General features: G+C 43.9%; 19 protein-coding genes and 1 pseudogene. 14 read left to right on the forward strand and 6 right to left on the reverse strand.

What is annotated here, in order from left to right; genetic code table 11:
• From IM479_RS10590 to IM479_RS10625, 8 genes and pseudogenes are all read left to right on the forward strand, one after another.
• A pseudogene (locus IM479_RS10590) lies at positions 1 to 206 on the forward strand (zinc ribbon domain-containing protein); the annotation flags it as partial.
• Positions 163 to 405 carry a hypothetical protein gene (locus IM479_RS10595; RefSeq protein WP_287684624.1) on the forward strand — a complete coding sequence of 81 codons (243 nt, stop codon included), beginning with the start codon at positions 163 to 165 and terminating at the stop codon, positions 403 to 405. The pseudogene IM479_RS10590 and the gene IM479_RS10595, both read left to right, overlap by 44 nt.
• A gap of 122 nt (positions 406 to 527) precedes the next feature.
• A complete protein-coding gene (grxC, locus tag IM479_RS10600; protein WP_287684623.1) occupies positions 528 to 788 on the forward strand; it encodes a glutaredoxin 3 in 261 nt (86 codons plus the stop codon).
• A 15-nt stretch (positions 789 to 803) separates the two neighbouring features.
• Complete coding sequence (gene gshB, locus IM479_RS10605) at positions 804 to 1778, forward strand: glutathione synthase (protein ID WP_287684622.1); 975 nt, start codon at positions 804 to 806, stop codon at positions 1776 to 1778.
• A gap of 137 nt (positions 1779 to 1915) precedes the next feature.
• Positions 1916 to 2227 (forward strand): DUF2499 domain-containing protein, encoded by a 312-nt coding sequence (locus IM479_RS10610; protein WP_286825938.1) that lies wholly within the window; start codon positions 1916 to 1918, stop codon positions 2225 to 2227.
• Positions 2220 to 2543 carry a DUF3593 domain-containing protein gene (locus tag IM479_RS10615; RefSeq protein WP_286825939.1) on the forward strand — a complete coding sequence of 108 codons (324 nt, stop codon included), beginning with the start codon at positions 2220 to 2222 and terminating at the stop codon, positions 2541 to 2543. Before IM479_RS10610 ends, IM479_RS10615 begins: the two co-directional genes overlap by 8 nt.
• Positions 2544 to 2640: 97 nt before the next feature.
• Complete coding sequence (locus IM479_RS10620; protein ID WP_286825940.1) at positions 2641 to 3660, forward strand: glycosyltransferase; 1020 nt, start codon at positions 2641 to 2643, stop codon at positions 3658 to 3660.
• Positions 3661 to 3924: 264 nt separating this feature from the next.
• Complete coding sequence (locus tag IM479_RS10625; protein WP_287684620.1) at positions 3925 to 4800, forward strand: Tab2/Atab2 family RNA-binding protein; 876 nt, start codon at positions 3925 to 3927, stop codon at positions 4798 to 4800.
• A gap of 44 nt (positions 4801 to 4844) precedes the next feature.
• Here the strand turns inward: IM479_RS10625 and IM479_RS10630 are convergent, their stop codons facing one another.
• Together IM479_RS10630 and IM479_RS10635 are read right to left on the reverse strand one after the other, a co-directional pair.
• Positions 4845 to 6314 (reverse strand): carotenoid oxygenase family protein, encoded by a 1470-nt coding sequence (locus IM479_RS10630; RefSeq protein WP_287684618.1) that lies wholly within the window; start codon positions 6312 to 6314, stop codon positions 4845 to 4847.
• A gap of 113 nt (positions 6315 to 6427) precedes the next feature.
• A complete protein-coding gene (locus IM479_RS10635) occupies positions 6428 to 8599 on the reverse strand; it encodes a glutamine synthetase III family protein (RefSeq protein WP_287684617.1) in 2172 nt (723 codons plus the stop codon).
• A gap of 142 nt (positions 8600 to 8741) precedes the next feature.
• Between IM479_RS10635 and IM479_RS10640 the strand changes: the two genes are divergently transcribed.
• The gene (locus IM479_RS10640; RefSeq protein WP_287684616.1) at positions 8742 to 8909 is read left to right on the forward strand and encodes a hypothetical protein; all 168 of its coding nucleotides are present in this window, start codon (positions 8742 to 8744) and stop codon (positions 8907 to 8909) included.
• Between the two features lie 23 nt (positions 8910 to 8932).
• Here the strand turns inward: IM479_RS10640 and IM479_RS10645 are convergent, their stop codons facing one another.
• A complete protein-coding gene (locus IM479_RS10645) occupies positions 8933 to 9202 on the reverse strand; it encodes a type II toxin-antitoxin system RelE family toxin (protein WP_002792733.1) in 270 nt (89 codons plus the stop codon).
• 7 nt (positions 9203 to 9209) lie between these two features.
• Positions 9210 to 9425 carry a RelB antitoxin-like protein gene (locus IM479_RS10650; protein WP_158202494.1) on the reverse strand — a complete coding sequence of 72 codons (216 nt, stop codon included), beginning with the start codon at positions 9423 to 9425 and terminating at the stop codon, positions 9210 to 9212.
• Between the two features lie 197 nt (positions 9426 to 9622).
• Here IM479_RS10650 and IM479_RS10655 point away from each other — a divergent pair, with 197 nt between their 5' ends.
• The 4 genes from IM479_RS10655 (at position 9623) to IM479_RS10670 (ending at position 11368) form a co-directional block, all read left to right on the forward strand.
• Positions 9623 to 10318: a proprotein convertase P-domain-containing protein gene (locus IM479_RS10655; protein ID WP_287684615.1), complete on the forward strand. Its 696-nt coding sequence runs from the start codon at positions 9623 to 9625 to the stop codon at positions 10316 to 10318.
• Positions 10319 to 10463: 145 nt separating this feature from the next.
• On the forward strand, positions 10464 to 10802 hold the full coding sequence (locus IM479_RS10660) for a hypothetical protein (RefSeq protein WP_012264431.1): 339 nt from the start codon (positions 10464 to 10466) through the stop codon (positions 10800 to 10802).
• A 2-nt stretch (positions 10803 to 10804) separates the two neighbouring features.
• The gene (locus IM479_RS10665; protein WP_287078068.1) at positions 10805 to 11017 is read left to right on the forward strand and encodes a hypothetical protein; all 213 of its coding nucleotides are present in this window, start codon (positions 10805 to 10807) and stop codon (positions 11015 to 11017) included.
• Positions 11018 to 11122: 105 nt separating this feature from the next.
• Positions 11123 to 11368, forward strand: a complete 246-nt coding sequence (locus tag IM479_RS10670; RefSeq protein ID WP_287684614.1) for a type II toxin-antitoxin system HicB family antitoxin — start codon at positions 11123 to 11125, stop codon at positions 11366 to 11368.
• 158 nt (positions 11369 to 11526) lie between these two features.
• Here the strand turns inward: IM479_RS10670 and IM479_RS10675 are convergent, their stop codons facing one another.
• The gene (locus tag IM479_RS10675) at positions 11527 to 12963 is read right to left on the reverse strand and encodes a folate/biopterin family MFS transporter (RefSeq protein WP_287078070.1); all 1437 of its coding nucleotides are present in this window, start codon (positions 12961 to 12963) and stop codon (positions 11527 to 11529) included.
• Between the two features lie 74 nt (positions 12964 to 13037).
• Entirely contained in the window at positions 13038 to 13280 is a 243-nt protein-coding gene (locus IM479_RS10680; protein WP_287684613.1) for a DUF2887 domain-containing protein, read from the reverse strand.
• 137 nt (positions 13281 to 13417) lie between these two features.
• Between IM479_RS10680 and IM479_RS10685 the strand changes: the two genes are divergently transcribed.
• Positions 13418 to 13603: a hypothetical protein gene (locus tag IM479_RS10685; RefSeq protein ID WP_287684626.1), complete on the forward strand. Its 186-nt coding sequence runs from the start codon at positions 13418 to 13420 to the stop codon at positions 13601 to 13603.
• Positions 13604 to 13803: the final 200 nt, after the last annotated feature.

Below are 13803 nucleotides of genomic sequence, written 5' to 3' on the forward strand. Positions count from 1 at the left end.
CTGAGAAAATGCCGTTAGATGTTCGAGAATGGGATTGTCCAGACTGTGGGACACACCATGACCGAGATATTAACGCTAGTAAAAACATTTTGGCCGCAGGACTTGCGGTGTCAGTCTGTAGAGCGACCATAAGACCAGAATAGAGTAAATCTGGGGCGGCAGGTGCGAAACCCCGCAAGGGAAAGAAGCAGAAACCTAAATCGTGAGGTTTGGGAATCACCGTCCGTTTACGGCGGTGAGGATGTCAAGGATCGAGATGGGATTGAAACCACTCTCAAATGGGAATGGATTCCCGCAGACGCTCCCGATAGTTGCGACTGGTTTCCCTGGGAGGTAATAGGAGTAAAGGAAAGTGAGGATGATTCTCGCCCTGTTAGTTGCCGTATTCGCTTTCAAAACGGTTAAAAATGGGAAATAAAAGCAATATATCAGTGGAATCGCCCTAATTGGCGTTTTCTGACCTGAAGGAAGATCACTGCTCGGTTATCGGCTAAAATTAAGAACTGTAAAGAAAACAGATAAATTTTATGGCCGCTAAAGTTGAGATCTATACTTGGAGTTCCTGTCCTTTCTGTATCCGCGCTAAAGCATTACTCAAGAAAAAAGGGGTGGAGTTTACCGAATATTGTATCGATGGTGATGAAGAAGCGCGAGCCAAAATGTCCGATCGAGCCAATGGTCGTACAAGCGTACCACAAATTTTTATAAACGATCAACACATCGGGGGCTGCGATGACATCCATGCTTTAGATAGAAGTGGTGGTTTAGCTCCCCTGTTGCAGAATTAAGGATAAAAACTATTAATGAAACTAGCCTTTATTATCGATCCGATCGAGTATTTAGATCCGGGCCATGATACCAGTGTAGCTATCATGGAAGCGGCCCAATTATTAGGCCATGAAGTCTGGATGACTTCCATCACTGATCTCAGTGCGATTGCGGGAAAAGCTTGGGCAAAACTAACCAGAATTGAACTGGTTCCTGTGGAGTTAAAAGATAATCATTGGGTGGCTGTATCTCAATGGTATCAAAGACAAGAGACAGTTTTAACCTGTCTAGAAAACTTCGATTTTGTCTGGATGCGAAAAGATCCACCTGTGACGATTGCCTATCTTTATGCCACCTATTTATTAGACCTGATCGACCCCAAAAAAACCAAAGTAATTAACTCAACTAGGGGTTTACGCCATGCCAACGAAAAGTTATATACTATTCACTTTTCTCAGGTAATGCCCGCCACAATTGTTTCCCAAGATAAAGCGACAATTAGGGAATTTGTCAACCAAAAAGGGGCGGCAGTTATGAAACCTTTAGGGGGCAAAGCAGGGGAGGGAATTTTATTTCTTAGTCCCGAAGATCGCAATCTCAATTCAATGATTGAAATTAGCACAAAATGGGGACAAGAACCGGTAATGATTCAAGATTATTTACCAGCTGCCCAAGAAGGAGATAAACGCATTATTGTCCTCAATGGTGAACCGATCGGGGCAGTTAATCGTATTCCCACCGGTTCGGAATTTCGCGGTAATATGGCCGTGGGTGGACGAGTGGCAAAAACAGAAATCACCGATCGAGAATTAGAAATCTGTGCCACTTTAGCCCCAAAATTACGAGAAGATGGCCTATATTTTGTCGGATTAGATGTGATTGGTGGCTATCTCACGGAAGTTAATGTCACCAGTCCCACCGGCATTCGCGAGATCGATCGATTAAACAATGTTAGCTTAGGTCAACAGGTGATTAAATGGCTAGAAAATCATTTGGGCAGCAGAGATTAGGGAAATGGGGAGTATTTTCAGTGAACAGTAAACAGTAATCAGTGAAAAGACAGTAGGAAACGAAACTTCTATTTAATACTGCTCACTTAAAACTCAAATCTGATAACTGATAACTGATAACTGATAACTGTAAAAAAATGAATGCTTTATCAATACCGACGTGGATGGTTCATGTATCGAGTGTCGTAGAATGGATAGTGGCGATCTGGTTAGTCTGGACCTATGGCGACATCAGTAGCGATCGATCGTGGCGAATGTTATCTTGGGGAATGTTACCCGCTTTAATTGGGGCAATGTGTGCCTGTACATGGCATTTTTTTGATAATATCAGTGCCTTATCCTGGTTAGTCACCCTACAGGCAGCCATGACTGTCTTAGGAAATTTTACCCTCTGTGCTGCCGGTTGGTGGCTGTGGCGTTCCAGCAAAATCAGCGTTAACAATGAATAAAGAGAGTTTATTTGCCATCTCCCTGTTTCCCTATCTGGGGTTTCTTTGGTTGATCACTCGTTCGGGAAAAATGCCACGTTTAGCCTTAATTGGCTTTTATGTGCTGTTAATCTTCGTTTTTATCACCATTCCTGCCGGTATCTACGCCAAAATCCACTATGGTCAAGAATTGGCTAACGTCGATTGGTTACACGGCAGCGCCGAACTTTTCCTCACCCTCTCCAATATTCTCGTCGTCTTAGGTTTTCGTCAGGCAATTTTAGCGAAAAAGGAAACAGAGAAAGGGGAACAGGGAGCAGTGAACAGTGAACAGTAAACAGTGAACTGACAACTCACATCTGACAACTCACATCTGATAACTGATAACTGAATTGTGATACAATCGCCCCAAAACGTCCCTGCGTCAGTCAAATATGTCCCCGATTACACCGTCCATCAGTGTCAACGAACCAAACCCGCAGGCTGCTATCCAGACTTTATCGGTAGTGGTTCCCATTTATAACGAAGTGGACAGTATCCCCCATCTCGTCGAGAGTATCGCCACGATTTTGCGTTCTTATCAAATTAACTACGAGATAATCTGTGTTGACGACGGTTCTAAGGACGGTTCCACCGAGGTTTTAACTAATTTAGCCAAAAATCGCGATGATCTCAAGGCGGTAATATTGCGACGCAACTACGGACAAACCCCCGCCATGGCTGCCGGATTTAATTATGCCACGGGACAGGTCATCGTTACCCTCGACGGCGATTTACAGAACGATCCCAATGATATACCCCTATTATTGGCCAAATTAGAGGAAGGTTATGACCTCGTGAGTGGCTGGCGCAAAAATCGCCAAGATGACCGGGTAAAACGGCTTTTACCCTCAAAAATAGCTAATTGGCTGATAGCAAAGGTAACAGGGGTCAAATTACACGACTACGGTTGTTCTTTGAAAGCCTATCGAGCCGAATTAGTCGCCGATATGAATCTCTACGGGGAATTACATCGCTTTTTACCCGCATTAGCTTTTATTGAAGGGGCAAAAATAACCGAAATTCCCGTTAATCACCACGCTAGACGGTTCGGACAGAGTAAATATGGTTTAGGTCGCACAATTCGCGTGATTATGGACTTATTTACTGTCTTTTTTATGAAAAAGTTCCTCACCCGTCCGATGCACATTTTTGGATTCTACGGACTTTTATCGATGGTAGTGGGGATTATTTTAGGCACTTATCTGACTATTCTCAAACTCGGTTTCGGACAAGAAATCGGCGATCGACCTTTGTTAATCCTGGCCGTGTTATTCTTTTTAACTGGGGTACAATTACTCTGTTTTGGTCTTTTGGCAGAAATTTTGATGCGAACTTACCATGAATCCCAAAAACGTCCTATCTACCGCGTTCGTACTGTTGTCGGGGATAGGGGATTTTTCAGTGAGCAGTGAGCAGTAAACAGTAATCAGTGAGCAGTAATCAGTAAACAGTAATCAGTGAGCAGTAATCAGTAAACAGTGAACAGTAAAAAGACAGTAGGAAGCTGCTATTTAATACTGCCCACTTAATACATACTGCACACTTAAAGTAGGGAGGCACAATTATTTGTAGGATGGGTTAGCGCACTTCGTAACATGAGCGGGTGTTGGGTTTCATGCTTCAACCCAACCTATGTTCTGATAACTGATAACTGATAACTGATAACTGAAAAAAATATGACTATTTGGGAACTTGATTTTTATTCGCGGCCGGTGGTGGATGAAAATAATAAAAAAAGATGGGAAGTATTAATCTGTGAAACTCCAGCAACAATCGATCGCTGCTCCGATACGATATTTAAATATGCTAGTTATTGTCCTAATACGATGGTTAATTCCCAATGGTTAGGAGAAGCAATTACTGCAGCTATCAAGGAAGCGGGGGTAACTCCCAAAAAAATTCGCTTTTTCCGTCGTCAGATGAATAACATGATTAGCAAAGCTTGCGAGGATATCGGTATTCCCGCTTCCCCTAGTCGTCGCACTCATGCTTTAACTAGATGGATAGAAGAAAGAATGGTTAATTTCTACCCTCAAGAAGTTGGTTATGATCAAAATTTAACTAAAACCGCTTCCGTGAATTATCCTCCTTTAAATGCGGTTCCCCTTCCCGATGCTGTCCGGGGAGATAAGGCAGATAAATGGGCTTTTGTTACGCTAGAATTGTCTTCTTTTAATGATATAAAAGATTGGGATATTAGCTTCGGAGAAAATTTGCCTACACTAGGGATGGGATTAGATGAAAATCTCAAAATACCCGGTTTAGTTATTTTTTCTCCCCGCGCTTTACCCTTAGCTGGTTGGATGTCAGGGTTAGAAATGGCCTATTTAAAGTTAGAAACTGGTTCTCGTCCTCTGCTACGTTTAGAAACAGGTGCTAGTGATAGCTGGATTCTCGTCAACGTCACTAATGCCGAGACTTTAAACGAAGCCAAAAACTTTGAAGAAGCTAAACAAAAAGCGAATAATCTGCATTTTTTAGCCATTCAATCTAACCCTGAATCGGAATCCTTCGCCGGTTTTTGGCTATTACAAGAAGGCTATCAAGAGTAAAGTTTAGTAAAGGTGGGTTTTCAATCCACCCCCACAGAATTAACTTAAAAACATTGTCTAGTCCAACTACCGTGTAACCCGTAGGGAATATGATGTTTAAGATGAATAATCCCTAGGGAATTAGTGATATCTTTAGCATCTAAGATTACCATATTCGATCGATGATTGGCCGCATCGTAAGTGACCACCAATAACCAACCATCATCTTCAGCAATTCCATCGGGTTTAGGCACAAAAATTGGCTCACCTGCGAATCCCCGGGGAGCAAAAGAATGTAACTGTTTTTCTCCCGTTAATAGGTCGAGTTTTAAGATTGCTTGCAAAGGAGCATTACCGGTGGCATGATGAGTGGCAGCGATGTATAAATAACGGTAATCTTGACCAACTTTTGCAGGATTAATGCTGGGAAATTCACAACAATGCTCTAGAATACATTCTCTTGTAACGGTATTTTCTGATAAATTTAGTGTAAATCGCCACAGATGTCCGGGAGCTAAACTATCAAAATCTACCGATTGAAAATTGCTATTTGAATCCAGTTGTGGTAAGGATTGATAACAAATAGAATCGATATAAATTTTCTCCCCTTGTTCAAAAGCATTGCTATGATGGAACACAAAACCTGATGGAGTTTCTAAAACTTTCACTTCTCCTTTGTTAGGATCCCGGGGGATAATAATAATCTTAGTTAACTTGTCCGGTTGATTGATGACGCATTCTCCCGCACCTTTTAACCCAAAAAGAAAGGGAAAAGGATTATAACTAACTGGGTTTTGGAAAAAGATAGCGTAGTGGGGAGTAATAACAAAATCGTGGATAAAACAGAAGCCCGGTATACTGTGGGTATGACGACGTAATAACTTACCCGTGGGACTAATTTCGTAGAGAGTAATAGCACTCGACAAACCCGTTTTAATGGCAAAATTTACCAGACAAGGTTGATGATTATCGAAGATACAAGCGGGATCGATGCGAGGATGAGCGGCAAAAGAATCGCCTTTTTCCAAAATACCATCGAGATAGTCTAAACCAATAGTATCAAGGGTTTTAGCATCGAGGCGATGGGGTTCGGCCGCTTCCCAAAGTGCCAGTAATTTATTACCCCAGTAGATAACATTAGTATTAGCAATATTTTTCAGACGCAAATCAAAAGCATTGGCGAAAATTCCCCCCGGTTTTTTCGTGCCAAAAACGCCGCGATAAAGGGGTTTTCCCGCTTTCTGTTCCTGGAGATAACCCTCAGTTTTCACAAAACGATTACGATAATGTACGCGCCCATGATTGAAGCTAATCGCGCTGATCATACCATCCCCATCGAAGGGATGAGCGATCGCAGTGCCAGCGATATCCAGTAAACCGGGGCCGTTTTTAAAGACTGTACCCTGTAAATCGGGGGGAATTTGCCCCTCGATGTCTTCTACCTCGTAATCGTACTCGTTAGGTTGGGATTGATAGCCTTTTTGCCAATCCTGACGATTATAGGATTTTTCGCCAATTGTCGGAGTTAATACCATAGTAGTTTTACGTTTGTATTTACTTTTCTTAACATAACTTAAAACTACCAGACCTAAAAAGAAGGGGGTGGCGAATCATTTTTCCAGCTATTCACCCCCTCCTTGTCGTCATGTTATTTAACAAACAACATTTCTTGATAGGTAGGTAAGGGCCAGAAATTGTCGGCCACTTCCCCTTCCAGTGTGTCAGCATATTCGCGCACCTTATCCATCAAGAGACGGATCGTTTGAGCGGAATACTGCATATGTTCCTCGATCGAGGCAAAATCCTGTTTAGCTATGGCCGCACTCAGTTTGCTAACGCCATCCATCAGTAATTTAATTAGATTCGAGACAGTTTGGGCGCTTTCCTTATCGATCTCGATACCGATCGCCGCAGCATTAGCGATCGCCAATGACAATTCCGACAAGTAGCGAACGGCAGCGGGATAAATAATCGTTTTAGCCATACTTACCACCAGTTTCGCCTCCACCTCGATGGCCAGTAAATACTGTTCCGCATAGACATCAAAACGACTTTCCAGTTCAACGGGAGTAAACACACCCATGCGGGTAAACAGTTCTTCGATATAATCGGCCTTCAGCACGGGTAAAGCATCGGCAGTGGTGCGGAGATTAGCTAAACCGCGCTCTTCTACCGCCATTTTGTGCCATTCCGGGGAATATCCGTTACCTCCGAAGATCACATTTCTGTGTTTGTCCATGATCTCCTTGAGAACACCCTGGGCAGCAGTCTTGAGGTCTTCCCCTGCTTTCATCCGGCTTTCTAAGTTATCCGCCACCCAAGTCAGGGAATCCGCTAGAATCGTGTTCATCGCCACCAGCGGCCCGGAAACTGACTGATTAGAACCCACGGCGCGGAATTCAAAGCGATTGCCCGTAAAAGCAAAAGGAGAGGTACGATTGCGATCGCCTGGATCCTTGGGAAATACCGGCAGGGTATCGACACCCAGATCCATCAACCCTGGGGCATCAGAACCCCCAATTTGTCCTTGGCTAATTTGGTCGAATACCTTTTCTAACTGGCTGCCCAAATATACCGAAATAATGGCGGGAGGAGCTTCATTTGCCCCCAAACGGTGATCATTGCTGGCGGTAGCCACCACTGCGCGTAAAAGCGGTCCGTACTTGTGAACACCACGAATAACCGCCCCACAGAATAACAAAAACTGCATATTAGCGTGGGGAGTATCGCCCGGATCCAGCAGATTGCCCTGGGTAGCGTTGCCGACAGACCAGTTAACGTGTTTTCCCGAACCATTAATCCCTGCAAAGGGTTTTTCGTGCAGTAGGCAAACAAAACCGTGTTTTTTAGCCGTACTTTTCAGCAAAGTCATAATTAACTGCTGATGGTCACTGGCCACGTTAGCAGCCTCGAAAAAGGGGGCAATCTCGAACTGTCCGGGAGCGACTTCATTATGGCGGGTTTTGGCCGGAATGCCGAGGCGATACATTCTTTCCTCGACTTCCTGCATAAACACCTGAACCCGTTCGGGAATCGCGCCAAAATAATGATCGTCGAACTGTTGACCCTTGGCGGCGGGTTTACCAAATAGGGTGCGACCGGTGAGCAGTAAATCGGGGCGACTATGGGCAAAATGAGCATCTACGAGGAAATATTCCTGTTCAGCGCCGCAGCTGGAGTTAACGGGGGCGACTTCCGTATGTCCTAAGAGCTTCAGCACCCTGGTGGCGGCTTTACTCATCGATGAAATCGAGCGTAAAAGCGGCGTTTTTTTGTCGAGGGCCTCTCCTGTCCAAGAGATGAACACCGTGGGGATACACAGGGTTACACCATTATCCGTCTCCATGACGTAGGCTGGACTGGTGACATCCCAAGCGGTGTAACCCCGCGCTTCAAAGGTGGAGCGAAGTCCGCCGTTAGGAAAGGAGGAGCCGTCCGGTTCACCCTGTACTAAGACTTTGCCCGTAAATTCTGTGATCACCGAACCGTCGCTCTGCACGGAGATAAAACCATCATGTTTTTCGGCGGTGGCGTTAGTCATCGGATAGAAGACGTGAGCATAGTACAGCGCCCCTTTGGACGTGGCCCAATCTTTCATCGCAGCCGCCACCGCACTGGCGATGGAAACGTCTAATTTTCCCCCGGTTAAAATCGTGTTTTTGACCGATTTGAATACGTCTTTCGGCAGACTGGCCTGCATTTTGCTCAGGGTAAAGACATCGGTTGCCCAGAGGGCCTCTAAACGTTGCGGAATTTTGCTCGGTAGGGGTTTACGGTCTGTGACTTGAGAGATAGCTTGAACACGCGTTCCATAACTCATAAGTATTTTTCCTATTGTGTTGTGTCGTGGATAAAGGGTTACTTTACTTAGGCGATGACAAGTTTCCTCCTAACTTTGATGTTGAATTTCGGTCAGAGGCTATTCTCCGCTTAATAATTTCGATCCCACGGCACAAGCTTCTGTGCGGTTTTTATCTGCTTGCGCCCGCCTCTTTCCCGATCAATTAGCAACACCAGCCTTCATCTTAAGAACAGATAATCCAGAGATTTGTATCAAACATTACAAATATTTCAAACCCTATCTTCCCCAAGCGATCGCACCTCTCTACAGAAAACGGGTTTCTGGATAAAACCACAAATAATCAATAAATATTTAGGGAAAGTAGCGATAAAATTCACGTCGGTGTAGGAGCCGCATTACCTCAATGTTATTATCAACAACTGCTATTCCTAATCGATATTCACCAAGGCGTATTCGGTAGCGATTGGTAGCTCCCTTCATTGGCTTGACATTACCAATATCCTGCAATGACTTGGCATTGGGTAAATCTCTAAAAGCAAGCTGTAAAATTTGTTCATAAACAGGCTGGTTTTTCAATGCCTTCAAATCTTTGAGAAATCTTTTTCGATATTGAACCTTCAAGGTAAATCTATTCTTCTAAATAAGCCAGTGCCTCTTCGATAGCTAATAGTGGACTCTGCTGTGCCTCATCCATGGCTTGGTTAAGGCAGTAGTCTTCTATTGCTTCAGTGAACTCTTCACAAGACATATCTTCTTGGGGAAATACTTGTCTCCATAGTTCAATCGGAATAACAACGGCTTTGGTTTGTCCGTTTTGGTCAGTTAGGTATTCTATTGAAAGCATAGACAAGACTTGTCAAGTTTGATAAGTCTATGATATAGCACTACGCGATTACATTAGAAAACGGGTTTCTTCCAGAAACCCGTTTTCTAGACTTACATAGATAAAACTTATAAAACTTATAGAATCGATAAAAAAGCGATATTTGACAAAATCGGGGGGGGTGAAAAAATATTGGGGAAATTTGCCCAAAATTGCTGATGAATACTACAACTACCTTCAAATCTCTCTCTCTGGCTGGTGTTGTCTTCGCCGGCACAGTTAGCGCGATCGCTAGTTTGACCGTCCTCCCCGCCAGTGCCGTCAGCTTTACCGGAACTGGTGCTGGTTTCAGCATCCCTGATAACAACGCCCCAGGTGCTTCCAGCACTATTGTCGTCCCCGACAGCTTCTCCATTACCGACATCACCGTCACCCTCAATAGCCTGACCCACACCTGGATAGGTGATCTGATCGCCACCCTCACCCATGTCGATACCGGAACAACGGTGAGCCTGTTCAACCGCATCGGTCGGGTTAATATTTTTGCCGACTCCAGCAACTTCAACGGCACCTACAGCTTTAACGATGCCTTTACCGGCAACATCTGGGCAGTGGCGGCTTCAGGAGGTTCTAGTTTTGTCATCCCCTCCGGCAACTACTTCCCCACTGGTGCCGGTAGCAGCACCCTCGTTCCCATGCTCACTTCCCTGAGCGGGGAACTGTCCAGCGGCACTTGGCGGCTGACGATTTCGGACAATCAACAGCTTGATACTGGTGCTCTCGGCAGTTGGGCGCTGAACTTGCAGGGCAATCCGTCATCCCCCGTGTCTGTTCCTGAATCAACTTCTGGCCTGGGTTTGCTGGCTTTAGGCTTACTGGGGGCGGCAGCGGCATTTAAGCGCCATTTGAACTGAGAAAAGCGGCATTTAAGCGCCATTTGAACTGAGAAAAAGGGTTTCTTTGAGAAACCCTTTTTCTGAATTTCTCGTGATCCTTGGGGATTGCTAACTCGCGCTAGACTAGATTGAGTAGATTGGGAGATGTGGTAGTCTGGGAAGTATGGCAAAATTATCGCCAGAGTCAAAACAACTGATCATCAATCTGAAAAATAGGCTATTAGACATTGTTGACGAATCTAAAGCTGTAGAATTTGCCATCTTAAACCGTTTTGGTGAAACAGCAGAAACCCTAGACAGTTTAGAGCAACTCACAGAAATTGCCCTCCAAGCAGAATCTCGGTTTTCTCAGCTATCAAACTTAGAAATTCGTGCCGCTCAATCCCAACCGATGATTTCTCCTGATTTGCTCAGATTTATAGAAGAAGTCATTAAGACAACCCAAGTGCGGATTCCTGCCTTGATGCGTAGTGTCGAAGAAGTTAAACTTGAATGGAGTTAAATATGGATTTTGTTCCTCAGCTTCCCCGGGATTCTGATCAACTTAAGCAAACTTTGGCAAAAGCACACCGCAATTGTCAAGAGATGGAATTAGTTGGATTACAATTAGAAGAAGCGATTAGTCGCTTAGAAGCGGAAAATCGTCAAAGACGAAGACAGCAGCTAGAAAGAACCTTACAAAAAATGCAAAACCCCTTAGAAAACGGATTTCTTTGAGAAACCCGTTTTCTGGTGAAAAATGCCAAAATTATCGCTAGGGTCAAAACAACTGATCATCAAATCAACAATCTTCGAGATAATCACTGAGCTTTATTCCTGTCAATGATGCTAACAAAATATCTAAAACAAGCAATGGCACTGGCAACTTATGAAGTTCTAGAAGACGGAACTTTTTATGGAGAAATTCCGGGATTTGAGGGAGTATATGCTAATGAAACAACTCTCGAAGCTACTAAGGAACAGTTACAGGATGTTTTGGAAGGCTGGCTTATTTTAGGACTGCGCTTACAGCATCAGTTACCGATTGTTGACGGTATCAATCTAACCCCTCAACAAAAAATCGCCTGATGCCACCTTTTGCCCCCATCAAAAGGAATGGGAAAAATTACGTTAAACAATTCTGTCTTGGAAAAGTTAAAAACTGCTCTCAATTGAGCAAGATGAAGATGGCATTTAGAATTTGCCATAGAAAAAGGGTTTCTTTGAGAAACCCTTTTTCTGGACTGTCAATCTCTTGTCTCGATTAATTCGGGGACAAGTTCAGGAATAAAACCCGGTTCAGCTAAAGAACCAGTAACATGATGTTCAAAGACTTCTGCGGGGGGAAAAGTTTTCTTGACTTCCTGAGATTGCGGATCCGTAGAAGGTAGCCATTTAATTAGGGGTAAAGGTAGGAGAGTGGAGAGATTAGTAATCACTACCAATAACCAAAGGTTATCAAAATTAGTTTCGGTGACTCCCAACCAATGGGTTAATAAAGCGCCGATTTCTTGGGAAACTAATCCTGACATATTCCAGATAGACATTAATAAAGCGAATAGAGATGCTTCAATGCCCACGGGACAAAGACGGGCCGATAAAATTAAGACGGGTAAAAAGGCAATTTGTCCCATGACGGTGAGGATGAGACTATCCCCCAAACTAAACCAATGATCGTCAATACCGAGCGCTCGATTAGTATGGGTAACTAAGAGTAGGGTAGTCATTCCTAAAACCGCAGACATCACCGTACTCCAACCCAAAATTAGACGAAAGGAAATCGCTTTTAAAAACCGTTGATATACCCAGATACCCAGTATCGAGGCTAAACTGGTGACTAAGCGCACTCGTCCTAAAAATTCCGGTTCAAATCCTAACTCGTTGGTGGTGAAGTAGAAAAAGGCAGAATCGGCGCTAGGAGTAGCCTGCCAGAGGAAAATAAAGGCAGTGGGTAGTAAAATTGATTTTTGTCTAATTGCTGACCATAATTGTCCTATTTGCTCCTTGACTTTCGGCGTGGATTGTGCATCATCATTATTCTTGACTTTTTCCTCTGTAATTAAAAACGCCATGGCTGAGGCAATCAGGGGAAAAATAGCGGTGAGAGCGAAGACAGGACGAGTACCGAGGTGTGCCAGTAACCAACCGCCGAGATAAGCCGTAATTAAGCCGCCTAGCGCCGATATTCCCCAAGTTAAGGACTGTAGAGAACCGGATTGAGTTAAAGACTCTTTGCGCGCTCTTTCTACCACCAAAGAATCGACGATGACATCACTAATGGTGACAGAAAGGGAACCAAGCAGGATCGCCGCCGTAGCTTGCCAAGCATTCTCCACCACAGTGGCTAGGGCCAACCAAGCTAAAACCCCGAGAATTCCCGATAAAATTAGGTAGGGCCGACGACGATAGCCAAAAATAGGCAAACCATCCGAAAGAAAGCCAAAAGCTGGTTTAATCACCCAAGGAATCGCCGCCACTCCGATTAATGCCCCCATCTGGGAGGGACTCAAGGCCAAATCGTCCTTTAAAAAAAAGCTAACCGCTAATCGGGAGAGTCCGAGAATGCCCTGCACGAAATAAACCCCTAAAATGCCAATTAATTCGGGATTAGGGTCATTTCCGAACAATATAGTCTCTTTAAGGAATTTTTTCCCGCGATCGATGCCAAGGCGATTAATAAGCATGAAGTTTCATAAATATTTGTTACTGTCTCTATGATAATTGATCGCTCGATCGGTGCGTTAGCTGTTAGGGTAACTTATAAACCAAAATTGTCTCTATCAATTCTAAAAGTTCTTGCTGTTGTTTGACTGAGAGGGAATTCTTGTCTAATCCGTGGAATTAATTGTTTTCCTTGCTCGATCGCTCTTGCGGTTGCTGCTATAATTAACTGTAACATCGATATTCCCAGCGATTCCACTTCCCTTAATTCCTTGAGATAAAAACGTGAAATCCTGCCTGAGTTGATTAACTTCTCTATAGGTTGGATTAAGCATAGCAAAACCAGTATTCCCGATTGGACAGCAAAGCTGAAAGCCTAGGTTAAAATAGAGAGACAAACTTTGAAACAGAGTCTAACCAATGACAGTACAACACCCTCGCTACCACAAAGAATAATTTGCTCGAGGTGGACAGGAAATCTATGAGTCTCAGGTGCGTCAGCCGGTTGAGAAGGACAATCATCGAAAGATTGTGGCTATTGATATCGAAACAGGTGCTTTTGAATTAGCAAAAGATAGCCTCACAGCTTCCGAGCAACTTTTAGCCCGATTTCCAGATGATCAAAGTAGTTCAAGGCTGACCGATGAAATAACTGATAACTGAGAAAACGGTAGCAATTTCTACCAAAAGTCAGAATAAAATTCGTTATTGTCATAAAGTCATGACCGAAAATTTGGGTACAAGCCCCGCCCTTTAGTGTAGGGTCGGGCGGCTTTAAATAAATATGTATTGTCAACTTAAGGAATTTTGTGTTAAGATATTGATAGTAGGTCGAGCATCGTCAAAATGTTTGTACTAGAATA

Source organism: Microcystis sp. M165S2 (assembly GCF_020245885.1).
Lineage (GTDB): Bacteria > Cyanobacteriota > Cyanobacteriia > Cyanobacteriales > Microcystaceae > Microcystis.